General features: G+C 72.2%; 19 protein-coding genes and 1 pseudogene. 11 read left to right on the top strand and 9 right to left on the bottom strand.

What is annotated here, in order from left to right:
* Nucleotides 1-186 precede the first annotated feature (186 nt).
* From RBH18_RS04570 to RBH18_RS04535, 8 genes are all read left to right on the top strand, one after another.
* A complete protein-coding gene (locus tag RBH18_RS04570) occupies nt 187-1689 on the top strand; it encodes a molybdopterin-dependent oxidoreductase (RefSeq protein WP_306204638.1) in 1503 nt (500 codons plus the stop codon).
* Nucleotides 1690-1880: 191 nt separating this feature from the next.
* Nucleotides 1881-2723, top strand: a complete 843-nt coding sequence (locus RBH18_RS04565; protein WP_306204637.1) for an alpha/beta hydrolase — start codon at nt 1881-1883, stop codon at nt 2721-2723.
* Nucleotides 2724-2773: 50 nt separating this feature from the next.
* The gene (locus RBH18_RS04560; RefSeq protein WP_306204636.1) at nt 2774-5128 is read left to right on the top strand and encodes a glycoside hydrolase family 65 protein; all 2355 of its coding nucleotides are present in this window, start codon (nt 2774-2776) and stop codon (nt 5126-5128) included.
* Nucleotides 5125-6390 (top strand): MFS transporter, encoded by a 1266-nt coding sequence (locus RBH18_RS04555; protein ID WP_306204635.1) that lies wholly within the window; start codon nt 5125-5127, stop codon nt 6388-6390. Before RBH18_RS04560 ends, RBH18_RS04555 begins: the two co-directional genes overlap by 4 nt.
* A complete protein-coding gene (locus tag RBH18_RS04550; RefSeq protein WP_306204633.1) occupies nt 6387-8594 on the top strand; it encodes an alpha-N-acetylglucosaminidase in 2208 nt (735 codons plus the stop codon). The genes RBH18_RS04555 and RBH18_RS04550 overlap by 4 nt, the downstream gene beginning before the upstream one ends.
* A 37-nt stretch (nt 8595-8631) precedes the next feature.
* The gene (locus RBH18_RS04545; RefSeq protein ID WP_306204631.1) at nt 8632-9510 is read left to right on the top strand and encodes a helix-turn-helix transcriptional regulator; all 879 of its coding nucleotides are present in this window, start codon (nt 8632-8634) and stop codon (nt 9508-9510) included.
* Nucleotides 9511-9537: 27 nt separating this feature from the next.
* A complete protein-coding gene (locus RBH18_RS04540) occupies nt 9538-10449 on the top strand; it encodes an aldo/keto reductase (RefSeq protein ID WP_306204630.1) in 912 nt (303 codons plus the stop codon).
* A 70-nt stretch (nt 10450-10519) separates the two neighbouring features.
* Nucleotides 10520-11713, top strand: coding sequence for a cytochrome P450 family protein (locus tag RBH18_RS04535; RefSeq protein WP_306204629.1), 1194 nt, complete (start codon nt 10520-10522; stop codon nt 11711-11713).
* A gap of 14 nt (nt 11714-11727) precedes the next feature.
* Here RBH18_RS04535 and RBH18_RS04530 read toward each other — a convergent pair whose 3' ends face one another.
* The 3 genes and pseudogenes from RBH18_RS04530 to RBH18_RS04520 form a co-directional block, all read right to left on the bottom strand.
* Complete coding sequence (locus RBH18_RS04530; RefSeq protein WP_306204628.1) at nt 11728-12603, bottom strand: helix-turn-helix domain-containing protein; 876 nt, start codon at nt 12601-12603, stop codon at nt 11728-11730.
* Nucleotides 12604-12612: 9 nt separating this feature from the next.
* Nucleotides 12613-13044 (bottom strand): SRPBCC family protein, encoded by a 432-nt coding sequence (locus RBH18_RS04525; protein WP_306204627.1) that lies wholly within the window; start codon nt 13042-13044, stop codon nt 12613-12615.
* A gap of 103 nt (nt 13045-13147) precedes the next feature.
* A pseudogene (locus RBH18_RS04520) lies at nt 13148-14302 on the bottom strand (aldehyde dehydrogenase); the annotation flags it as partial.
* A gap of 369 nt (nt 14303-14671) precedes the next feature.
* On the opposite strand from RBH18_RS04520, the gene RBH18_RS04515 reads away from it, so the two are divergent.
* Nucleotides 14672-15205 carry a sigma-70 family RNA polymerase sigma factor gene (locus tag RBH18_RS04515; protein ID WP_306204626.1) on the top strand — a complete coding sequence of 178 codons (534 nt, stop codon included), beginning with the start codon at nt 14672-14674 and terminating at the stop codon, nt 15203-15205.
* A gap of 164 nt (nt 15206-15369) precedes the next feature.
* Here RBH18_RS04515 and RBH18_RS04510 read toward each other — a convergent pair whose 3' ends face one another.
* From RBH18_RS04510 to RBH18_RS04495, 4 genes are all read right to left on the bottom strand, one after another.
* The gene (locus RBH18_RS04510; protein ID WP_306204625.1) at nt 15370-16500 is read right to left on the bottom strand and encodes an epoxide hydrolase family protein; all 1131 of its coding nucleotides are present in this window, start codon (nt 16498-16500) and stop codon (nt 15370-15372) included.
* 259 nt (nt 16501-16759) lie between these two features.
* Nucleotides 16760-17860, bottom strand: coding sequence for an acyl-CoA dehydrogenase family protein (locus RBH18_RS04505; RefSeq protein WP_306204623.1), 1101 nt, complete (start codon nt 17858-17860; stop codon nt 16760-16762).
* A gap of 82 nt (nt 17861-17942) precedes the next feature.
* Complete coding sequence (locus RBH18_RS04500) at nt 17943-18866, bottom strand: RNA polymerase sigma factor (RefSeq protein WP_306204622.1); 924 nt, start codon at nt 18864-18866, stop codon at nt 17943-17945.
* Nucleotides 18867-18971: 105 nt separating this feature from the next.
* Nucleotides 18972-19775 (bottom strand): SDR family NAD(P)-dependent oxidoreductase, encoded by an 804-nt coding sequence (locus tag RBH18_RS04495; RefSeq protein ID WP_306204620.1) that lies wholly within the window; start codon nt 19773-19775, stop codon nt 18972-18974.
* A gap of 111 nt (nt 19776-19886) precedes the next feature.
* Between RBH18_RS04495 and RBH18_RS04490 the strand changes: the two genes are divergently transcribed.
* Nucleotides 19887-20432, top strand: a complete 546-nt coding sequence (locus RBH18_RS04490; protein WP_306204618.1) for a TetR/AcrR family transcriptional regulator — start codon at nt 19887-19889, stop codon at nt 20430-20432.
* A 23-nt stretch (nt 20433-20455) separates the two neighbouring features.
* Here the strand turns inward: RBH18_RS04490 and RBH18_RS04485 are convergent, their stop codons facing one another.
* On the bottom strand, nt 20456-20611 hold the full coding sequence (locus RBH18_RS04485) for a hypothetical protein (protein ID WP_306204617.1): 156 nt from the start codon (nt 20609-20611) through the stop codon (nt 20456-20458).
* 3 nt (nt 20612-20614) lie between these two features.
* On the opposite strand from RBH18_RS04485, the gene RBH18_RS04480 reads away from it, so the two are divergent.
* Nucleotides 20615-20827 carry an amidase family protein gene (locus RBH18_RS04480; RefSeq protein ID WP_306204616.1) on the top strand — a complete coding sequence of 71 codons (213 nt, stop codon included), beginning with the start codon at nt 20615-20617 and terminating at the stop codon, nt 20825-20827.
* Between the two features lie 66 nt (nt 20828-20893).
* Here RBH18_RS04480 and RBH18_RS04475 read toward each other — a convergent pair whose 3' ends face one another.
* Entirely contained in the window at nt 20894-21352 is a 459-nt protein-coding gene (locus RBH18_RS04475; protein ID WP_306204615.1) for a DUF5980 family protein, read from the bottom strand.
* Between the last annotated feature and the right edge of the window lie 290 nt (nt 21353-21642).

The raw sequence follows: 21642 nt of genomic DNA, 5'->3' as shown, positions 1-21642 counted from the left end.
CACGGTAGTGATCGCGGTCACCCTTGTCACTAACAGCTTGTTCACAGATTTGACATCGGGCCGAAATTCCGTGTCGGCGTAGTGATCTTGGACGTGCGCGCCGCGTCCGGCGTTCATCGATGGCCGAGTTTTTCCAGTCGGGATACTCACGTGCCGTTCGGCGCGGCCCGGCCGCAGTATTGGCGCGTGAGATCTTCAGTGCGCGCCGGGCTGGCCGGTGTGGCGTCGGCGGCGGTGGCGTTGGGCGCGGCCGAGCTGGTCGCCGTCGTGACCGGGTCGTTGTCGGCGCCGTTGCTCGCCGTGGGCGGCGTCGTGGTCGACAACGTGCCGGCACCGGTCAAGGACTTCGGCATCCGGGTGTTCGGCGTGCACGACAAGACGGCCCTGATCGTGGGGACGCTGATCCTGCTCGCGGCCTATGCGTACGGGGTCGGGGTCGCCGCGGCGCACCGCCGGGCCTTCGGGGTGGCGGGCATCGGGCTGTTCGCCGGGATCGGCGTCGCCGCCGCGGTGACCCGCCACGACGCGGGGCTGTTCGCCTGGCTGCCCACCGTGGCCGGGGCCGCGCTGGCCGTCTGGGTGTTGCACAGACTGCTGGAGATGGGCAGCAAGCCGCAGGCCTCCTCCGGTGACGACCGGCGGCGCTTCCTCAAGGGGGTGGGCTGGGCCGCCGGGCTGGCGGTCGCCGGCGGCGCGGCGGGCCGGTTCCTGACCTCCCGGCAGGCCGTCGCGGAGGCGCGCGACCACGTCGTGCTGCCGGCCGCCCGGCAGGCGCCGCCGCCGGTCCCGGCCGGGGCGCAGGTGCCGGGCGTGACGCCGTACGTCTCCCCGAACAAGGACTTCTACCGCATCGACACGGCGCTGATCCCGCCCCAGGTGGACCCGTCGACCTGGCAGTTGCGCATCCACGGCATGGTCCGCAAGCCGATCACGATCACCTGGGAGCAGCTGCTGCAGCGGCCCATGATCGAGCGGTACGTGACGCTGGCGTGCGTGTCCAACGAGGTGGGCGGCGACCTGATCGGCAACGCCTTGTGGCTCGGCACCCCGATCAAGGCGCTGATCGACGAGGCCGGCCCACTGCCGGGCGCCGACCAGGCCGTCCAGCGCTCGGTCGACGGGTGGACGTGCGGCACGCCGACCGAGGCGCTGCGCGACGGGCGCGACGCGTTGCTGACGATCGGGATGAACGGGCAGCCGCTGCCGGTCGAGCACGGCTTCCCCGTCCGGATGGTGGTGCCGGGTCTCTACGGATACGTCAGCGCCTGCAAGTGGATCACCGAGATCGAGCTGACCCGGTTCTCCGACTTCGACGCCTACTGGGTGCCGCGCGGCTGGTCGGCGCAGGCGCCCATCAAGACCGAGTCGCGGATCGACACCCCGCGTGACGGCTCCACGCGCTCGCCCGGCACGGTGATGGTGGGCGGGGTGGCCTGGGCTCAGCACACCGGCATCGCCAAGGTCGAGGTGCAGGTGGACGGTGGGCCGTGGGAGGAGGCGACGCTGGCCGCCACGGTGTCGTCGGACACGTGGCGGCAGTGGAGCTACCAGTGGCAGGCGACCGAGGGGGACCACCGTTTGCGGGTGCGGGCGACCGACCGCAACGGTGTGACGCAGACGAGCACCCCGGCCCCGCCGGCCCCGGACGGCGCGTCCGGCTGGCACGCGATCGAGGTGCGCATCGGCTGACGGGAGGACTTCGGCTGACACGAGCCCGGCGCTGCTGACAAGCGGCGCCGGGCTTTTCGCGTGCAAGCGCCAGTGGCGAAGCACGCATGAGACGTTCGTCTCCTGTGGAGCAGGGCGTTCGGGGTTGTGGCGGAGCCGGAGGCATGACAATAGTGGAGCGGACAGAACGTTCGTTCTAGAGAGGTGATGTCATGTTCTCCCGAACCCGCATCCGCACTGCCATGCTGTCCCTGGGCGCAGCCGCAGTGGTCGCCGGTGTCGCCATGGCGGTGCCCGCGTCCGCGTCTTCCGCGCCGGAGGCCAAGCCGGTCGCCAAGGGCCCGAAGCCGACCGTCGTGCTGGTGCACGGCGCGTTCGCCGACGCCACCGGCTTCAGCACGGTGATCACGAAGCTGACCCGCGACGGCTATCCGGTGCGCACGGTGTCGAACCCGCTGCGCGGGCTGGCCACCGACACCGCGGCGGCCAAGGACGTGCTGAACGACGTCAAGGGTCCGATCGTGCTGGTCGGCCACTCGTACGGCGGCGCCGTGATCAGCAACGCCGCGGCCGGCAACCCCCACGTCAAGGCGCTGGTCTACCTGGCGGCGCTGGCGCCCGACAAGGGTGAGGCCATCTTCGGGCCGGAGGACGTGCCCATGCCGCACCCGATCCCGCCGCTGCCGCTGCGGGAGGAGCCGACCGTGGCCGCGGACGGCACCGCGGGCACGGACCTCTACCTCCAGGAGGACAAGTTCCGCGAGACCTTCGCCGCCGACGTCGACCCGGCGACCGCCGCGGCGATGGCGGTCGCGCAGCGCCCCGGGAACGAGATCCTCCTGACCTCCAAGAGCGCCGCGGCGGCGTGGCGGACCATCCCGTCGTGGTACCTGCTGACCAAGGAGGACCACGCCAACTCGCCCGACCTGCAGCACTTCTTCGCGCAGCGGGCCAGGGCCCACACCACCGAGATCAACTCCTCGCACGCGGTCTACGTGAGCCACCCCGACGCGGTCACCCGCATCATCGAGCAGGCCGACCGCGGAACCCGCTGATCCGGCGGCCACCGCTTTCCCCGGCCCACCGTTTCCCACAGGAGTGAACAATGCTGGAACAACGAAACTTCGGCGTGGAACCGTGGGCCGTCCGGGAAACCGGTCTCGCCCTCGGCGAGCTCGGGCACGCCGAGTCGGTCTTCGCGTTGGCCAACGGCCACATCGGACTGCGCGGCAACTTTGATGAGGGCGAGCCCTACGGACAGCCCGGCACCTACCTCAACTCGTTCTTCGAACACCGTCCCCTGCCGTACGCGGAAGGCGGTTACGGCTATCCGGAGTCCGGGCAGTCGATCATCAACGTGACCAACGGCAAGATGATCCGGCTCATGGTCGACGACGCGCCGCTGGACGTCCGCTACGGCGATCTGCGATCCCACGAGCGGGTGCTGGACTTCCGCAGCGGGGTGCTGACCCGCGAGCTCGAGTGGGTCTCGCCCGCGGGCAAGGCGGTCCGGGTCCGCAGCGAGCGGCTGGTGTCGCTGGTCCAGCGGGCCGTCGCGGCCGTCCGGTACACCGTGAGCGCGGTCGACCAGCCGATCCTGGTCGTCGTGCAGTCCGAGCTGATGGCCAACGAGGACCTGCCGTCCTCCGGCGGCGACCCGCGGGTCGAGGCGGCCCTGCTGAACCCGTTGCGGCCGGAGGCGCACTTCCTCGACGACTCGGGCGTCACGCTGCTGCACCGGGTCCAGCACTCCGGACTGCGGATGGCCGCGACGATGGCCCACGACATCGACGGCCCGGACGGCTTCCAGGTCCACTCGTCGGCGCAGCCGGACATCGGCCGCACCACGGTGGTCTGCCGCCTGCAGCCCGGGCAGCACCTGCGGATCGTCAAACACCTGGCGTACGGATGGTCGGCGAGCCGATCCATGTCGGCGCTCAACGATCAGGTCCGGGCCGCCCGGACGATCGCGCGCTACCACGGTTTCGAAGGCCTGCTCGACGAGCAGCGCCGCTACCTCACCGACTTCTGGGCCGGCGCGGACGTCGAGATCGAGGGCGATCCACAGCTGCAGCAGGCAGTCCGGTTCGCGCTGTTCCACGTGCTGCAGGCGGGTGCCCGGGCCGAGCGGCGCGCGATCGGAGCCAAGGGCCTGACCGGTCCCGGCTACGACGGCCACACCTTCTGGGACACCGAGACGTTCGTGCTGCCGATGCTCAGCCACACCGTGCCGGAGGCCGCGGCCGACGCGCTGCGCTGGCGGCAGTCCATCCTCCCGCAGGCGCGGGAGCGCGCGGAGCAGCTCGGGCTGAAGGGCGCGGCGTTCCCCTGGCGTACGGTCCGCGGCGAGGAGTGCTCCGGGTACTGGCCCGCCGGCACCGCGGCCTTCCACGTCAACGCCGACATCGCCGACGCCGCCATCCGGCATGTCCAAGCCACCGGCGACGCGGGCTTCGAACGGGACGTCGCGCTGGAACTGCTGGTGGAGACCGCCCGGCTGTGGATGTCGGTGGGCCAGCGCGGCCCGGACGGCACGTTTCGCATCGACGGCGTCACCGGGCCCGACGAATACAGCGCGGTCGCCGACAACAACCTTTACACCAACCTGCTCGCCCAGCGGAATCTCGCCGGGGCGGCGGACGCCTGCGAACGTCACCCCGGCCGGGCCGCCGTCCCGGACCACGAGATCGCCTCCTGGCGGGCCGCCGCGGCCGACATGTTCCTCCCCTTCGACGCCAAGCTCGGTGTGCACGAGCAGTCCGAGGGCTTCACCAGCCACGCGATGTGGGACTTCGCGTCGACGCCGGTCGAGAAGTACCCCCTGATGCTGCACTTCCCCTACTTCGACATCTACCGCAAACAGGTCGTCAAACAGGCCGACCTGGTGCTGGCGATGCAGCTGTGCCCGGAGGCCTTCACGCCCGAGCAGAAGGCGCGCAACTTCGCCTACTACGAGCAGATCACCGTCCGCGACTCGTCGCTGTCGGCGGCCACGCAGGCGGTGCTCGCGGCCGAGACGGGCCACCTCGGTCTCGCGTACGACTATGTGTGTGAGACCGCGCAGCTGGACCTGGGCGATCTGGCCGGCAACACCGAGCACGGCCTGCATCTGGCCGCGCTGGCCGGCGCGTGGAACGGGGTGGTCGCCGGGTTCGGCGGTCTGCGCCACCTCTCGACCTGTCTGGCGTTCGCGCCCCGCCTGCCGGAGGCGCTGACCCGCATCGCGTTCCGGGTCCGCTGGCGCGGCCGGCGCCTGCAGGTGACGATCACCCCCGGGCACGCGGTGTACCGGCTCCTCGCCGGTGACGACCTGGACCTGCGCCACCACGGGGAACTCGTCACCGTGCCCCGCAACGGCTCCCTGGAACTGCCGATCCCGGCGCCGCCCGACGTGGAGCCGGTGCGTCAGCCGCCCGGCCGGGAACCGCTGGCCCGCCGCGTCCGCGAGGGGCAGGCATGAGGTCCCGGGTCGGTCCCCTGCTGACCGCCATGTTCGTCCTCAACGTGTTCGGCTACGCGGCCGTCGGCGGCGTCCTGCAGATCCTGTTGCCCACGCAGGTACGCGAGGCCGCCGGCGACGGTGCCACCTCGGCGCTGGCCCTCATCACCGGCGTGAGCGCGATCGCCTCGCTGGCCGTGCCGCCGATCGCCGGCCTGCTGTCCGACCGGACCTCGAGCCGCTGGGGCCGCCGGGCGCCGTGGATCCTGGGGGGCGGCGTGGCCACCGCCGCCGCCCTGGTGCTGCTCGGTCTCGCCGGGTCGGTCCCCGGCCTGCTGGTGGGCTGGTTCCTGGTGCAGGCGACCATCAACATCGGCCTCAACATCATCCTGTCGGCCATCCCCGAGCGGATCCCGGCACGCCGGCACGGCCTGGCCAGCACGGTGCAAGGTCTCGGCCTGCCCGTCGGCGCCATTCTCGGCGTCCAGCTCGGCGCCGCGTTCGCCGGCTCCGTCGCCGTCGGTTATGTGCTGCTCGCGGTCCTGTTCGCCGTGGCGTCCGCCCTGTGCGCCTTCCTCGTCCGAGATCCGCACGGTGACCGGCAAGCCGTCGAGCGCCGCACACCGGCCGCGGGGCTCCGGACCATGTTCGGCAGTCTGCGGTTCCACGACTACCGCTGGGTCTTCATCTCCCGCGCCGTCCTCTATCTCGGCTACAACATGATCAGCGGCTTCGGGCTCTACATCCTGCAGGACCACATCCGGCTGCCCGCGGACCTGACGGCGGCCGAGGCCGTCGCCACCAGCGGCACGATCAACCTGGTCCTGGTCACGCTCGGCACCGTGGTCTCCGGACCGCTGGCCGACCGCTTCGGACACCACCGGGCCTTCGTGGTGGCGTCCTCGCTGCTGCTCACCGTGTCGATGGTCGTGCCCCTCGCCTGGCCGTCGTGGCCGGCCTACCTGGTGCAGGCGGCCATCGGCGGCTTCGCCCTCGGTGCGTTCCTCGGCGTCGACCTCGCGCTGGCCACGATCGTCCTGCCCCGGACCGGTGACGCCGGGCGTGACCTCGGTGTCTTCCACATCGCCTTGAACGCGCCGCAGGTGATTGCGCCGTTCCTCGCGTCCGTCGCGGTGAACAGCCTCGGCGGATATCCCGCTCTCTTCCTGTCCGCCGGCGCGATCGCCCTGCTGGGCAGCCTGACCGTGCTGCGTGTTCGCTCCGGCACGGTCACCGACAACAAGGAAGCGGTCACCGACGACCAGGAAATGGTGCAGGTATGACGCCCGAACGAACGGCTCACGAGGCGATCCAGCGCCTCAGCGCGCTGCCGGGGGACCGCATCCACGTGACCGTCGAACCCACGCCGGGTCCCGACCACTTTTCCGTACGGGCATTGGGGGACACGGTGCACGTCCGGGCGAGCGGGGCGGGCGCCGCGATCGCCGGCTACAGCGCCTTCGTCCGCAGGACCGGAGTGGCATACGTCGGCCGGTTCGGAACACGGCCGGTACGCGGGTCGCTGCCTGAAGGTATCGCCGTCGAAGGCACCGCCCAGCTCGCCCACCGCATCGCCTACAACATCTGCGTCGGCGGCTACACCACTCCGTTCTTCCAGTGGCCGCAGTGGGAAGCCGAACTGGACCTGCTGGCCGCGAGCGGGGTGACGGCCGCGCACCTCACCCTCGGCCAGGAGCTCGTCTGGCTCGAGACGTTCACGCGGTTCGGCTACCCGCCGGAGGAGATCCTGCGCTGGATCGCCCCGCCCTCGCATCAGCCGTGGATGTGGCTCAACAACATCCAGAGCTTCGGGGAGGGCACCACCCGCGAGCTCATCGACCGCCGGGCAGCCCTCGGCCGGCGCGTCATCCAGCGCATGACCGACCTCGGCATCACGCCGATCCTGCCCGGTTTCAGCGGCACCGTGCCGCCGGGATTCGCCGATCGCCACGAGCATGCGCCGACGGTGGCCCAGGGCAAGTGGTTCATGGACGTCGCCGGGCCCGAGCGCCCCGACTGGCTCAGCACCACGACGGAGGCGTACGCCGCGGTGGCCCGGGTCTTCTACGCCGAACAGCGCCGGGCCTTCGGCGCCCACGGCATGTGGGCCGTCGACCTGCTGCACGAGGGCGGCAAGGTGGGGGAGTTCGACATCGGCGCGGCCGCGCGGGGCGTCCAGGCCGCCATGCTCGCCGCCGACCCGGAGGCGACCTGGGTGATGCAGGCCTGGGCGGGCAATCCGCGCCGGGCGATCCTCGAGGCGATCGACCTCGGGCGGGTTCTCGTCCTCGACCTCACCGGCGAGGCGTTCGACCAGCTCGGCGACTTCGCCGGAGCGCCGCGGGTGCACGGCATCCTGCCCAACTACGGCGGTCGTAACGGCCTCTACGGCGACCTCCGCTCGATGGCCGCCCTGCCCGGCCGATGGAACGCCGCCGGACTCACCGACATGGCCGAGGGCGTGGGCAACAACCCGGTCGTCTGGGACCTCTTCGGCGACCTCACCTGGGCCGATCGCCCCGTCGACCTGGACGCCTGGATCCGTACGTGGACCACCGCGCGCTACGGCGCGGCCGACGAGAACGCGCTGAGCGCCTGGCGAACACTGCTCGACACCGCCTATCGTTCCTGGCGCCCCGAGACGACCGCCCGCCTCTCCGACGAGGCCACCCGGGCGCTGGCCGGAAGCCCGGTCGACGCCGGCGCGGTGGACCGGGACGCCGCCGTGGCCGCCGTCCTCGACACATCCGGCGACCTTGCCGCTTTCCAGGTCTACGCGAGCACCGACTCCGTGTTCGCCGCCGTGCCGAGCACGCATGCCACGGGGGCCAGCCCCGTCGGGCCGGGCACGCTCGGCTATCCCGAGGACGGCCTGGTGCCCGCGCTGCGCGCCATGCTGGCCACGCCGGCCACGCTCGACACCCCGGGATTCGTCCACGACCTGGTCGACATCGCCCGCCAGGTGGCCGGCGACGTCGCCCGGATCGCCCTGCGTGCCGTTGCCGCAGCCGTCGAGGCCGGCGACGTCGCGTCGTTCGACGTCCGGGCGGCCCGGTTCCTGGCGCTGCTCGACGGGCAGGAGGCGGTGCTCGCGACGAACCGGCATTTCCTGCTCGGCGCGTGGACCGCCGACGCGGCGGCGTGGGGCTCGTCGGCGGCCGAGTCCGCCTATCTCGTACGGGAGAGCAAGCGCCTGCTCACCTCGTGGGGATACGAGGACGCGACGGTGCTCGCGGGGTACGCCAACCGGGACTGGTCCGGCCTCGTGGGCGACTTCTACCGCTCGCGGTGGACGATATGGCTCGCCGAGCTCCGGCACCTGCTGCGGGGTGAGCCGACCACACCGGTCGACTGGTACCAGCACACCGAGACCTGGCTGCGGGCCGGCCGCGACTACGGCGCCGAACCGTACGGCGATCCGCGCGCGGCTGCCGCGGCACTGCTCGCGACGGTGGAAGCCGTACTCGCGGAGGGGGTCACGTTGTGACCCCTCAGATCATCGGCGGCGCGCCTACCGTGGAGGCATGGACAACCGGGCCGAGGTGCGCGACTTCCTCAGGACGCGCCGCGCGAAGATCACCCCCGAGCGGGCGGGCCTGCCGGCGTACGGGCCGCGCCGGGTGCCCGGGCTGCGCCGGGACGAGGTGGCCTGGCTCGCCGGCGTCTCGGTCGACTATTACGTGCGCCTGGAGAAGGGCAACCTGAGCACCGCCTCCGACAGCGTGCTGACCGCGATCGCCGGCGCCCTGCAGCTGGACGAGGCCGAACGCACCCACTTGTTCGCCCTCGCCCGCGCCTCCCGGGCGGGCCGGTCGAAGCACCGGCGCCCGCCGTCACCGGCGATCCGCCCCGCGGTGCAGCATTTCCTCGACACGGTCACCGGCTCCGCGGTGCTGGTGCGCAACGGGCGCTTCGACATCCTCGCCGCCAACGCGCTCGGGCGCGCTGTGTGGGCTCCCGCGCTCGACGCCGCCGCCGGTCGGCCCAACATGGCTCGCTTCGCCTTCCTCGACCCCGCGGCCCGCGACTTCTACCGCGACTGGGCCGAGGTCGGCCGCGATGTCGTGGCGCTGCTGCGCACCGAGGCCGGCCGGGACCCGTACGACAAGGATCTGACCGACCTGGTCGGTGAGCTCGCCACCCGCAGCGAGCCGTTCCGCACCTGGTGGGCGACCCACGACGTGGAGCTGCTCTTCAGCGGGGTCAAAGCCTTGCGCCATCCCGTCGCCGGCGAGATGACGCTGACGTTCACCGCGATGACGCTGCCTTCCGACCCCGGACTGACGATCAACACCTACACCGCCGAGCCGGGCTCGGCCTCGGAGGAGAAACTGCGGCTGCTGGCGAGCTGGTCGGCCACCAACGCCCCGCAGCACCGCACCGCAGGCACCGAACACCACTGACCGCCCCGTGCGACCCAGGAGAGACCCATGACCGATCAGCCCACCCGCACCCTCGCCGACGGCGTCGAGATCCCCTACCTCGGCTTCGGCACCTACTTGATCCCCGACGACGAGGCCGCCGACGCCGTCGCGGCCGCCATCGCCGCCGGCTACCGGCACATCGACACCGCCGAGGTGTACGCCAACGAGCGCGGCGTCGGCGAGGGCCTGCGCCGCGGGCTGGCCGCCGCCGGGCTGAGCCGCGACGACGTGTTCGTGACCACCAAGCTGTGGCCGCAGGGCCCGGGCGGCTTCAAGTCGGCGCGCGAGACGCTCGACGCGTTCGACGTGAGCCTCGACAAGCTGGGCCTCGACCACGTCGACCTCTACCTGATCCACGCCCCGTACGAGCCCGGGCAGCGCCTCGACCAGTGGCGTGCCCTGGTCGAATTGCACGAGAACAAGAGGGCGCGCACGATCGGCGTGTCGAACTTCAATGCCGCGCACATCGAGGAGCTCGCCGCGGCGGGCCTGCCGTTGCCGCACGCCAACCAGATCGAGCTGCACCCGTGGTCGCAGAAGCCCGGCATCGTCTCCTCCCTCGCCGCGAAGAACATCACGCCGATCGCGTACAGCAGCCTTGCGCCGCTGTCGACCTGGCGCACCGCCCCCGGGCACGGCAGCAGCAAGACCGACGCCCAGCGGGCCGAGGGCCGGCGCGAGGACTCCCCGTTCAAGACCATGGCCGCCAAGTACGGCGTCACCGAGGCCCAGCTGCTGCTGCGCTGGGGCGTGCAGAAGGGCTACCCCGTCCTGCCCAAGAGCACCAAGCCGGCCCGCATGCGCGAGAACGCCGATCTGTTCTCCTTCCGGATCGACGACACCGACATGGCAACCCTCGATACCATGGACCGCGGCGACGGCCTCGCCTGGGACTCCGATCCCACGCACGCGGGCTGAGGTCGCCGGGACCGTGCGCGGAAGTGCGCGGTCATGAACAGCCGGCGCCGCCGGTGCGTCGTGAGCGGACATGGACATTCACCCCGCCGTCCGGCTGGACGAGACACTGCTGACCGACACGGCGGCGACGTACCGGCGGATCGCTGCCGGCGGGCCGGTTCAGTACGCCGAGCTGCCCGGCGGTGAGCAAGGCTGGCTCGTCATGGGGTACGACCAGGCGCGGGCCCTGCTCGACGACCCGCGGCTGAGCAAGGACATCCGCACCGCGCGGACCGTCCTGAGGCTGAACGGGCCGGAGTGGCACTCGCCGATGGTCGAGCACATGCTCAACACCGACCGGCCGGAACACACCCGCCTGCGCCGGCTCGTGAGCAAGGGCTTCACCGCGCGTACGGTCGCCGCCCTGCGCCCGGCCATCGAGGCGCTCACCGACGGCCTGCTCGACGCGATGGGTGACGAGGGCCGGACGGATCTCGTCGAGTCCTTCGCGTTTCCGCTGCCGATCGCGGTGATCAGCGAAATGCTGGGCGTGCCGCACGAGGACCGCGAGCGCATCCGGGAGTGGACGGGTGCCCTGGTGACCAATGACCCGCCGGGGTCGGCCGGGCAGGCGTTCGCGGCCCTCGCCGGCTATCTGACCGGGCTCATCGAGCGCAAACGGGCCGAGCCCGCCCAGGACCTGGTGTCCGCCCTCGTCCTCGCCTCCGACGAGGGCGACCAGCTCACCGCGCAGGAAGTGCTGATCATGATCGGCATCCTGATCGTCGCCGGCCACGAGACCACGGTCTCCCTGATCAGCAGCGCCGTCCACAGCCTGGTGCGGCATCCGGACCAGCTCGGCCTGCTGCGGTCCGACCGGAGCCTGCTGCCCGGCGCGATCGAGGAGGTCCTGCGGTTCGACAGCCCCGTCCACATGGCGTCGCTGCGGTTCACGACCGAGCCGGTCACCGTCGCCGGCGTGACCATTCCGCGGCACGAGCTGGTGCGGATCGCGCTGCCGGCGGCCAATCGCGACGAGAGCCGGTTCCCCGAGCCCGACCGCTTCGACATCACCCGCGACACCCGCGGACACCTGGCCTTCGGCCACGGCATCCACTTCTGCCTGGGCGCGCCGCTGGCCCGGTTGGAGGCGGAGATCGCCGTCGGCAAGCTCCTCGACCGGTACGGGCGGCTGGAGCTCGACGTGCCGCAGGAGGACGTGACGTGGCGCCCGAGCGAGATCGTGCACTCCCTGCGGAGCCTGCCGATCGCGTACGGGCGGTGAACCCGCGCGGCTCGTCACTTCCGGGAGCGGAGCCGGTAGTGCGACGGGCGTACGCCGAACTCGCGCAGGAACGCCGTCGACAGGTGGGACGGGCTGGAGAAGCCGCACCGCCTCGCGACCGCGGTGACGGTGTGGCCGGCGTCGAGCAGCCGGGCGGCCTCGCGTACGCGTAAACGGGTGAGATGGCGCCCGGGCGTCTCACCCGTGGCCTGCTTGAAGACCCGCACGAAGTGGTACGGGCTCAGGTAGGCCGCCGCGGCGAGATCCGCGAGGGTCAGCGGATCGGCGAGGCGTTCGCGCATCAGGGCGACCGCCTTGCGTACCCGGGCGTCCTCGCGGCCCGGCGGCGTGTCCAGCCGGCGCCTGCCGTCCCGGGTGACGAGATGGACGGCCAGGAACTCGGCGGCGGTGTCACCGTACATGGGGTCGGCGCGCTGCTCGGCGGCGTCGGCGAAGGAGCGCAGCAGGGGCGCGAGCAAGGCGTCGCCGGGTCCGGCCGGCCGCCCCGGCCTGGTCTGGGCGCTGACGCGGTCGACGATGTCGGCCGGCAGGTGCACGTGCACGCTGCTCAGCGGGGCGGTCGCGGTGTAGCTCAAGACGGTGGGAACGCCCGGGACGGCCCGCCCCAGCAGGCCCGGGGCGATCGGGTCCTCGCGACGGTCGTCGCCGGAGTGCACGCGCATCGTGCCCGCGCCTCGCGTCACCACCCAGAAGTGGTGGTCACGCGAGGCGGGCAGGTCGATCACATCGTCGGCGGGCCGGTGGTCGAAGCGCTGCACCAGCAGGGACCGCCAGCCGGCGTCGTCCCAGCTCGACAGCCGCCGGACGACATGCGGCTCCATGTCGAAGCCGGCGTAACCCTCCTGGTCGAAACGTTCCGCACGATCCACCCGGCAACATTACGCAGCCCGGGCGAGTCCTTCCACCATCCGGCGCATCGTCCGGTGCATCAGCGGCCGCATGACCAGGTGCATCCCGAACGGCACGTCGTACGTCCCGTGCCAGCGGATCGACGTGCCGCCGCCCGTGGCCGGGCTGAGCCGGATCTCGGCCCGGTAGTCGCGCAGGTACGGGTTCTCGGCGCCCGCGTACGCGAAGAGCCGGCCCGGTTCCAGCCCCACGATCCGCTCGCTGGTGACAGTCCGGCCGGTACGGAACGCCCGCACGGCGCCCACCTCGTCGTGCCCGTCGCTCGAGATGTTCGTGGACTTCTCGGTCACGAGCTCGTCCACGGTGCCCCACCGCGGCCAGCTCCGCGCATCGACCAGCAGCGCCCAGATCCGTTCGGGCGCGGCCGGCGAGTGGGCGCCGGCATCGTAGAAACCCTTCATGATCACCACGCTAGCGGCGCGTCGCCGGTCCGGGCGTTCACGTGGTTGCTCCGGCCGTGCACGGTATTGCGCTCCGGCCGGGGCCGCACCGGCACCGCGGCGCTCAGCGGCGGTAGATCGACTTCAGCTGCTGGTAGCCCTGCAGCGCCTCGGGCCCGAACTCGCGGCCGATCCCGCTGGACTTCACGCCGCCGAACGGCGCCACCGGATCGACCTGGTAGTGGTTGAGCCCGATGGTGCCGGTGCGGACCCGGCGCGCCACGGCCAGGCCGCGTTCGTCGTCACTGGTCCAGACCGAGCCGCCCAGCCCGTACTCGGAGTCGTTGGCGATCCGCACGGCGTCCGCCTCGTCCTCGTACGCGGTCACCGTGAGCACCGGGCCGAAGATCTCTTCGCGGGCGATGACCTGCCGGTTGTCGACGTCGGCGAAGACGGTGGGCTCCACGTACCAGCCGTGCGCGAGGTGCTTCGGGCGCGCGCCGCCGGCGACCAGGCGCGCGCCCTCCTGCGTACCCTTCGCGATGTAGCCCTCCACCCGGTCGCGCTGGCGGGCGGTGGCGAGCGGGCCGACCTGCGTCCGCGGATCGAGCGGATCGCCGACCGTGAGGCCGTCGACGAGCGTGACGACGGCGTCCACGATCTCGTCGTAGCGGGACCGGGGCGCCAGGACCCGGGTGCTGGCAAAGCACGCCTGACCGTTGTTCATCATGGTGGCGACCAAGAACTGCTCGCCGATGGCCGCCACGTCGACGTCGTCCAGGACGATCGCGGCCGACTTGCCGCCGAGCTCGAGGGTGACGGGGCGCAGCACGCGGCCGCAGGTCGCGCCGATCTCCCGGCCGGCCGCGGTCGAGCCGGTGAACGCCACCTTGTCGACGCCCGGGTGCGCGACCAGAGAGGCGCCGGCCTCGCGACCGCCCGGGACGATGTTGAGCACGCCGGGCGGCAGGCCCGCCTCGATGACGGCCTCGGCCAGCAGGAAGGCGTCCAGTGCGGTCTCGGGGGAGGGCTTGAGAACCATGGTGCAGCCGGCTGCCAGCGCCGGGGCGAACTTCATCGACGACAGCGTCTGCGGCGCGTTCCACGGCACGATCGCGGCGACGACTCCCAGGGGTTCCCGGCGTACGTGGATCGAGCCTCCGGTCAGACCGGCCCGCACCTCCTCGGCGGCCTGCTCGCGGATCAGCCCGGCGTAGTAGCGCAGCAGCACGGCCGGGAAGCCGCCCTCCAGCGACTCCGACAGCGAGATCGGCATGCCGTTCTGGGCGCTGACCGTAGAACCGGCTGCCGGCGAGTTCCGCCATGACCCGGTCGAGGACGGGGGCGGCGGCCCGGAGCAGCCGGGTCGACCGGTCGACGTCGGCGATCGGCAGGGTGTCGAGGCGGGCGTCCGGGGCGAGGCCGCAGCTCTCGGTCCGCCGCCAGTACGCCGCTATCTCTGCGCGGAGCGTAATGGGACACCTCCGGTGAAGCACCAGGTCGTGGCACTGAGTGTAGCGCCCGCTACAGACGCGTGAAGTGCCGCGAAAAATACCCCGCGCGAGGTATGCCCGATACCGCACGAGCGTGACGTCGGTACTGATATTCGCCAATACCGTAGCCAGCGTTTCCGACGAGAGGGGGCGCTGTGACGACATCGGTTCTGGCGTTCGACACACGGGAAGAGCGACTGCGGGCGGCGTACGAGGCGAACGCCGCTCCACTGCTGCGGTACCTGAAACGACTGACCCACGGCCGGCCGGAGTCGGCCGAGGATCTGCTTCAGGAAACCATGCTGCGGGCGTGGCGCAACGTGGACGAGCTGCCGGAGAGCGACGAGTCGGTCCGGCGGTGGCTGTTCACGGTGGCCCGGAACCTGACCATCGACGCGGTCCGGGCCCGGACGGCGCGCCCGGTCGAGGTAGGCCAGGACGACCTCAACCGGTACTCGGTGGCCGACGGCGCCCTTGATCAGGTGCTGACCCGGTGGACCGTCGACGACGCGCTGCGGAAGCTCACGCCGGAGCACCGGGCGGTACTCGTCCACCTCTACTACGGCGACGAGACGGTGAGCGAGGTGGCCGCCGAGCTGAACGTGCCGAACGGCACGGTCCGGTCGCGCTCCTTCTACGCCCTGCGGATGGTTCGGGGGCTGCTCGAACGCGGCGACCGGGAGCGCTGAACGCGGCGGACCTGCCGCCGGAGGTGAGCGACGCGGAACTGACCGCGCCGTTCACCTCCGCCGGCTGGTCGGGGCGAGGTGCGCGCGCGCACGGACGACCGCCGTAGGTGCCGGGTGCTACTCGCCGGCCGGGGCCACCGCAACGGGCCGCAGCGGCGATCGGTTCAGCCGCGCGCGTGGCGGAAAGCGCCACGGATCTCGCTCGTCAGCACGTCCGGGTGTTCCCAGCCGGGGAAGTGGCCGCCTCGCTCCATCTCGTGCCAGGCGACGATGTTCCGATAACGGCGCTCGGCCCACGTGCGGGCGGTGCCGCTCGGCTCGCCCGGAAAGAGCGTGAAGGCGGACGGCACCTCGACCGGCTGGGCGTTCTGCTCCTCGGCCGTGAGCGGGCCGAAGCGGATTCCCTCCCAGTACCAGCGCGCGGCCGACGCGCCGGTCCGCGTGAACCAGTAGAGCGCGATGTTCTCCGCCTGCCGGTGCTGGGTGACACCGCGATCGGCGGCGAACTCGTCCATGTGCCAGCCGAGCCAGGCGGCGAGACCGGCCGGCGAGTCGAGCATGGAGTAGCCGAACGTCTGCGGCAGCGCGCCCTGGATCGTGACGTGCGGGATGCCGCCGCGGAAGAACTGCTCGCGCTTGGCCAGGATGCGCTTCTCTCCCGGGTCGTCGGTGGCGAAGTCCTCGGGCAGCGGGTTGGCCACCGGCATCGTGCTGTGCAGCCCGACGACACGCTCGGGTGCCAGGAGCGCCACCTCGGTGCTCACGTGCGAGCCCCAGTCGCCGCCGTGGACGCCGAAACGCTCGTAGCCGAGCTCGGTCATCAGGGTGAGCCACGCTTGCGCCGTACGGCCGTAGTGCCACCCCTTCTCGTCGGGACGCCCGCTGAATCCGTAGCCGGGCAGCGCCGGCACGACCACGTGGAAGGCGTCGGAAGCCGAGCCGCCGTGGGCGACCGGATCGGTGAGCGGGCCGATCATGTCCTCGAACTCCAGGACCGAGCCGGGCCAGCCGTGGGTGAGCAGCAGCGGCAGGGCGTCCGGTTCGGGCGAGCGCACGTGCCAGAAGGCGATGTCGAGCCCGTCGAGAGTGGCCCGGAAGTGGGGGATCGCGTTCCACCGCTGCTCCAGGGCCCGCCAGTCCTGCTCCCGCCAGACGTCCAGCAGGGACCGGAGCCGGTCCGGGTCGATGCCCTGCGCCGGGTCGGTCCCGGGCTCCGGCAGGCGGGTGCGGTCCAGGCGCGTACGCAGGTCGATCAGGTCGTCGTCGGCGATGTGGATCGGGAATGGATTGATCATGGGCCCGGACGGTAGTCCGGATCCGGGCCTGGATCGATGCATGAGGTTGCGGAGTGCAGCGCTCCCGTGGATCGCTCCTGAGCAGCGGCGGAGGGCGCGGCGACGACGAGCTTGCGCTTTTGCGGGCGACGATGAACGGCGGGCGGACATCGACCGGGCCGAGGCGCACGCCGGCCAGGACCAGGTGGTGAACCTGGAGTTCGCGTCCGGTCGCGCCGCCCGGCCTGCGGACCGGGCGGCGCGACGCTGGTGTCCGGAGCTAGACGAACGGCCAGCCCACCGGCTGACCGAGGGCCAACCGGCCCGGGATCGTCCACTGGGTGGTGGACAGGTTGGCGGCCTGGGCGGCGGCCATCCCGTCCCGATAAATGCGGCCCAGGCGGCTGGTCCGGTAGAGCGGGTCGGAGCTGCCGGCCTCGTACATACTGGTCAGGACCGTGCGCGCGGTCTCGGTCACGTGGACGATCGCGCCCCGGACGGCGGCCCGGTCGCGCTCGGTCGAGGCGGCGCCCGCCCGGTCCAGCTCGCCCTGCGTGGACAGCAGCAGGCCCCGCGCCGCCGCCACCTGGGACAGCGCCCGGCCGACGGCAATCGCCACGTGGTCCTTCTCGGCCAGCGGGATGCCGTCGAAACCCTTCTTCACCGCGGCCAGCGCGATCACCTCGTCGATCGCGGCCTCGGCCATGCCGATCAGGACGGCGGCGCAGCCCGGGAACAGCTGGTTGATCACGGACAGCCCCGCGGTGCGGTGGGGCGCGAACAGCGTCTGGGTCATGTGCGCCGGGACGAAGACGTCCTCGACGGTGACCGAGTTGCTGTCCGATGCCCGCATGCCCACGACGTCCCAGGTGTCCTGGACGGACACCTCGGATCGGGGCACGACGCTGAAGCGGAACGCCTCGAATCCGGGCCCGGCCGTCGGGTCGGCACCGGCCAGCATGTACCACTCGGCCACGTGGGCGCCGCTGACGATCTTCCACGTACCGCTCAGGCGGTAGCCGCCCTCGACGGGGGTGAGCAGGCCCGGCGTGCCGGAGTTGGCCATCAGCGGGACGGTGCCGCCGGCCCAGAGCCGCTGGGTGGCCTCGTCCGGCAGCCAGCCCGCGGCGAAGCCCAGGTTGAAGTTCCACAGCAACCAGGCCGTCGGGCCGTCGATGCGGGCCACCCGGGCGTAGAAGTCGAGCGCCCCGGCGATCGACGCTCCGAATCCGCCCAGCTCGGGCGGGGTGAGCACGCCGAACGCGCCACGCTCGCGCAGCTCGGCCACCAGCTCGTCGGCCGGGCGTCCCCGCTCCTCGGCCTCGTCGCGGTACTTCTCGATCGCCGGGCGCAGCAGCTCGGGCAGTTCCTCGATCGGCATGACCGATCCTTCCGTCGGGGGCCCGTGGTCCGGGCCCGTCCGGACGAGATGCGCCCGGTCCGCGGATACTGCGCCCGGAAAGCTATGACGCCGGTCTCACTTCGGTGGCGTACGCGACGCCCATCCGTGCCACGCGGCCCTCGCGCAGGCGGATCAGCCAGGCCGACCCCGCAGGACAGTGCTCGGGGTCCGAGCTGGGGTTGATGTAGTCGGTGTCCCACACGAGCACGTCCCCGCTCGCGGTGGCGTCCCGCAGCCGGATGCCCACACCCGCGCCGAACGTGTAGTCCATCATCGTGCGCAGCGCCGACCGGCCGCCGACCAGGCCGCCCAGCGCGACGATCGCCAGGTCGGGCCGGTACCAGTCGTCGATGACCCGGGCGTACGCGTCGCTCTGCATCGCCGTCAGGTGCTGCTGGGCCTGCCGGCGGTGGGCCTCGGCGTCCGCCTCGTGGTGAGAGCCGCCCGCGGTTTCCCGCAGTGTGCGCGCGAGGACCCGCCGGGCGTCGCGCAGCCGGCTGGCGACCGTGTCCTCGGGAATCCCGCAGAGGTCGGCGATCTGCCGGTACGACGTGTAGTCGGTGAAGTAGCGCAGCAACGTGACCTCGCGCAGCGGCAAGGACAGCCTTCCGACCGCGTGCCGGACCCAGTCCCGGGCGTACGACTGGTCGAGCACCTCGTCGGGCCGCGGAGCATCGGCGGGCGGCATCAGCGGCTCCGGCTCGGCCACGGGCACCGGGACGCGCCGGCGCAGCCGCATGCGGCAGTGGTTGCGGACGATCTGGCGCAGCCACGGCCCGGCCGCGTGGGGATCGCGCAGCTCGGGCAGCCGCCGCAGCGCCGTGAGCAGGGTGTCCTGCACGGCGTCCTCGGCTTCGTCGGTGTAGCCGAGCAGGGCGATCGCGGTCGCGCGCAGCCCGGCCCGATGCCGCTCGGTCAGCAGGGCGAACGCCGCCATGTCGCCCGTGCGTGCCGCCCTGACCAACTCTCCGTCCGGCTTGACCATCAATCCATTAAACGCGGCGAGCCGGGCCGGGGCGGCCTCGGGTGAGATTCGGAACTGCCGATGAACGCGGCCGGAGCGGGTTCCGTCGTGGGGCTGGGGCGGCGGTCATGCGGCCGGAGGCGCACCGCCCACGCTGAGCCCGAGGAACGCGCCGCCGGTGGCGTCGATCACCTGGCCGGTCACCCAGCGCGCGGCAGGCGAGGCCAGGAAGGCGACCACGTCGGCGACGTCCGCCGGCTCGCCGACGCGGCGCAGGGCGGACATCCCGGCGACGATGTCGCGGATCGCCGGCTGGGCCGCGAACCAGGCGACGTTGGCCTCCGTCGCGGTCACCCCGGGAAGCACCGCGTTCACAGTGATGCCCCGGCTGCCCAGTTCCTGGGCCAATGTGGTGCTGAAAATGTTGATGGCACCCTTGGTCATGGCGTAGGCGAGGACGTCGGGCGTGGCGATCCGGCTGGACAGGGAAGAGATGTTGACGATCCGCCCGCCGTCGCGCAGTCGGTCCAGGCCGCGCTGCACCACGAAGAACGGTGCCTTGACGTTGATCGCGAACAGCTCGTCGAAGTCGTCCGGGCGGGCGTCGCTCAGATTCGGTGTGGCGCCGCCGATTCCCGCGTTGTTCACCAGCACGTCGACGCCGGGCCGGGCGCCGCGCTCGGCCAGCGCGGTGTCCATGGCCGCCCACAGCCGCTCGGCGTCACCGGCGACGCCGAGCCGGGCGCCGACGGCGAAGGCGGCGCCCCCCGCCTCGGTGATGCGCGCGACGACGTCCTGCGCGGCCGGCTCGTTCGTGCCGTAGTGCACTGCCACCAGCGAGCCCTCGGCGGCGAGCTTCCGGGCGATGGCGCGGCCCAGACCCCGGCTGGCACCGGTGACGAGGCTGGTGGTTCCGTCAAGTGTTCCCATGGCACCAACCTGGTCCGGTCACCGGCGACGCCGCAACGATCTGCGACACGGCGACGTGACGTTGTCGCAATCACTTGCGGGGCGGCCGCGGACCGGGATAAGCCTGAGCCCATGCGCCCGGACGTGGAGGAGAAGCAGAACAGGATCCTGGCCGCGGCGCGGCATGCCTTCGCCGAGGCGGGCGAGGACGTGCCGACGACCCGCATCGCCCGCCGCGCCGGTGTGTCGGTCGCGACCGTCTACCGGCGCTTTCCCACCCGCCACGAGCTGGTCGCCGCCGCCTTCACCGACCAGTGGGACGAGTGCGCGGCCAGGCAGGACGCCGCGTTGCACGACTCGGATCCGGCGCGGGCTCTGCGCACCCTCGTCCGCGCGCATTGCGCGCACGAGCTGCGTGACCGGGGTTTCACGCGGCACTTCGCCGATGCGGTGGCCGCGGGGCGGGGGCTCGAGCCGCAGCGGCGGGAGACCGAGCGGGTTCTCTCCGTGCTGCTCGAGAGGGCCCGGGCGCAGGGCGCCGTCCGCGCCGACCTCGGGGTCGCCGACTTCCGGTTGCTGGTGGCCGCTCATCGTGGCGTGATCGCGGCCGCCGGACCGGCCGCGGCCGCCGCCTCCCGCCGCTATCTCACCCTGATGCTGCGCTCGTTCCAGCCGTGATCCGCCGCGGGTGAGCCCCGCGCTCACGCCCGGTCGAGCAGGGCCTCGACGATGCTCATCAGCCGCTCGCCGACCCGGTCGATGCTGCCGTTCTGGTGGCTGACCTGCGCGCCTTCCAGCAGGAAGGTGATCTCGGCGGTGGTGCGCTCCGGGTCGGGGAGGCCGGCCGCGGCGCACATGCCGTGCAGCCGGACGGCCTGCCGGGCCTGGCGGCCAACGTCGCGGGCACACCGGCCATGTCCGTGCCGTCCGGCGCCGATGCCGCGACCGGCCTGCCGATCGGGCTGCAGTACGCCGCCGGCTACGGCCGCGAGGACGTCCTGTTCCGCCTGGCCGCCCAGCTCGAGCAGGCGGCGCCGTGGTCGGGCCGGACGCCGGGGATCTGGGCCGCCTGAGCGTGGCGACGGTCCCGCCGGCGGCTTCCGGCCGCGACGGGACCGCCCTCGTGCGTCAGGACGACATCAGCAGGTGGCCTGGACGTCGATCGGAATGTCGACGCTCTGCGTGACGGCGCCGTCGGTGGCCCGCATCTGCGCCACATAGTGGCCGAGCTGGGCGTTGTGCACCGTGTAGAGCGGCAGGTAGGGCTGCACGATGTGGCCGTCGCCCGAGCCGGGCGGGATCACGGCCTTGCTGTACTCGGTGACGCCGGCGGGCAGGCCGGTGTAGTCGACGGTGATCTGCTTCGACCAGGTGCCGTCGAGGACGACGAAGAAGTACAGCACGCGCGGGTCGTCGGGCAGGACGCAGTTGTCCAGCTGGGTGTCGACGAGGGTCCAGGTGCTGGGCGCGGCCTCCGGGGCGGGGGCGGCCTTCGGAGCGGGCGCGGCCGAAGCCGGTACGCCGCCGGCGAGGGCGAGCGTCGTGGTGATCGCCGCGGCAGCGGCGAGCCGTGCGGCGGTGCGGGAGATCGTGGGCATCAGTTCCACCTCTCGGGTCACGGTGCTCGAGCACGAGGCCGAGCAATCCGATCGAGTCGAATCAATCCGCACGACGGCCCTGAGGGGATCTCCGTTCACCGCGATCGCCGGGGCCTTCGCCGTCGCCTCCGGGGTGCTCAGCCTGGCCGGCGCCGCCACGGTGGCGGTGGCGGTCACCGGCTCGCTGGTCACCGCGGCCAAGATTGCCGAGCAGCCCCGCACCGGCACCATCGCCGAGCTGCTGCTCCAAGTGAACAGTCCCACCGGCCCGCGCCTGATGAGGAACGCTT

Origin of the sequence: Actinoplanes oryzae, from assembly GCF_030757795.1 — a bacterium.
Lineage (GTDB): Bacteria > Actinomycetota > Actinomycetes > Mycobacteriales > Micromonosporaceae > Actinoplanes.
The sequence above is the reverse complement of the archived record's forward strand: the minus strand, read 5'-3'. Positions and strand labels throughout refer to the sequence as shown.

What these genes read in the sequence shown, in the direction of transcription:
- RBH18_RS04495 (WP_306204620.1), bottom strand. Translation starts at nt 19,775, where the DNA reads ATGGGAACACTTGACGGAACCACCAGCCTCGTCACCGGTGCCAGCCGG.
- RBH18_RS04500 (WP_306204622.1), bottom strand. Translation starts at nt 18,866, where the DNA reads ATGGTCAAGCCGGACGGAGAGTTGGTCAGGGCGGCACGCACGGGCGAC.
- RBH18_RS04545 (WP_306204631.1), top strand. Translation starts at nt 8,632, where the DNA reads ATGGACAACCGGGCCGAGGTGCGCGACTTCCTCAGGACGCGCCGCGCG.
- RBH18_RS04485 (WP_306204617.1), bottom strand. Translation starts at nt 20,611, where the DNA reads ATGTGCGCCGCGGCCGGCCTCCCCGACCCGGAGCGCACCACCGCCGAG.
- RBH18_RS04510 (WP_306204625.1), bottom strand. Translation starts at nt 16,500, where the DNA reads ATGATCAATCCATTCCCGATCCACATCGCCGACGACGACCTGATCGAC.
- RBH18_RS04505 (WP_306204623.1), bottom strand. Translation starts at nt 17,860, where the DNA reads ATGCCGATCGAGGAACTGCCCGAGCTGCTGCGCCCGGCGATCGAGAAG.
- RBH18_RS04540 (WP_306204630.1), top strand. Translation starts at nt 9,538, where the DNA reads ATGACCGATCAGCCCACCCGCACCCTCGCCGACGGCGTCGAGATCCCC.
- RBH18_RS04550 (WP_306204633.1), top strand. Translation starts at nt 6,387, where the DNA reads ATGACGCCCGAACGAACGGCTCACGAGGCGATCCAGCGCCTCAGCGCG.
- RBH18_RS04555 (WP_306204635.1), top strand. Translation starts at nt 5,125, where the DNA reads ATGAGGTCCCGGGTCGGTCCCCTGCTGACCGCCATGTTCGTCCTCAAC.
- RBH18_RS04525 (WP_306204627.1), bottom strand. Translation starts at nt 13,044, where the DNA reads ATGAAGGGTTTCTACGATGCCGGCGCCCACTCGCCGGCCGCGCCCGAA.
- RBH18_RS04475 (WP_306204615.1), bottom strand. Translation starts at nt 21,352, where the DNA reads ATGCCCACGATCTCCCGCACCGCCGCACGGCTCGCCGCTGCCGCGGCG.
- RBH18_RS04535 (WP_306204629.1), top strand. Translation starts at nt 10,520, where the DNA reads ATGGACATTCACCCCGCCGTCCGGCTGGACGAGACACTGCTGACCGAC.
- RBH18_RS04560 (WP_306204636.1), top strand. Translation starts at nt 2,774, where the DNA reads ATGCTGGAACAACGAAACTTCGGCGTGGAACCGTGGGCCGTCCGGGAA.
- RBH18_RS04565 (WP_306204637.1), top strand. Translation starts at nt 1,881, where the DNA reads ATGTTCTCCCGAACCCGCATCCGCACTGCCATGCTGTCCCTGGGCGCA.
- RBH18_RS04490 (WP_306204618.1), top strand. Translation starts at nt 19,887, where the DNA reads ATGCGCCCGGACGTGGAGGAGAAGCAGAACAGGATCCTGGCCGCGGCG.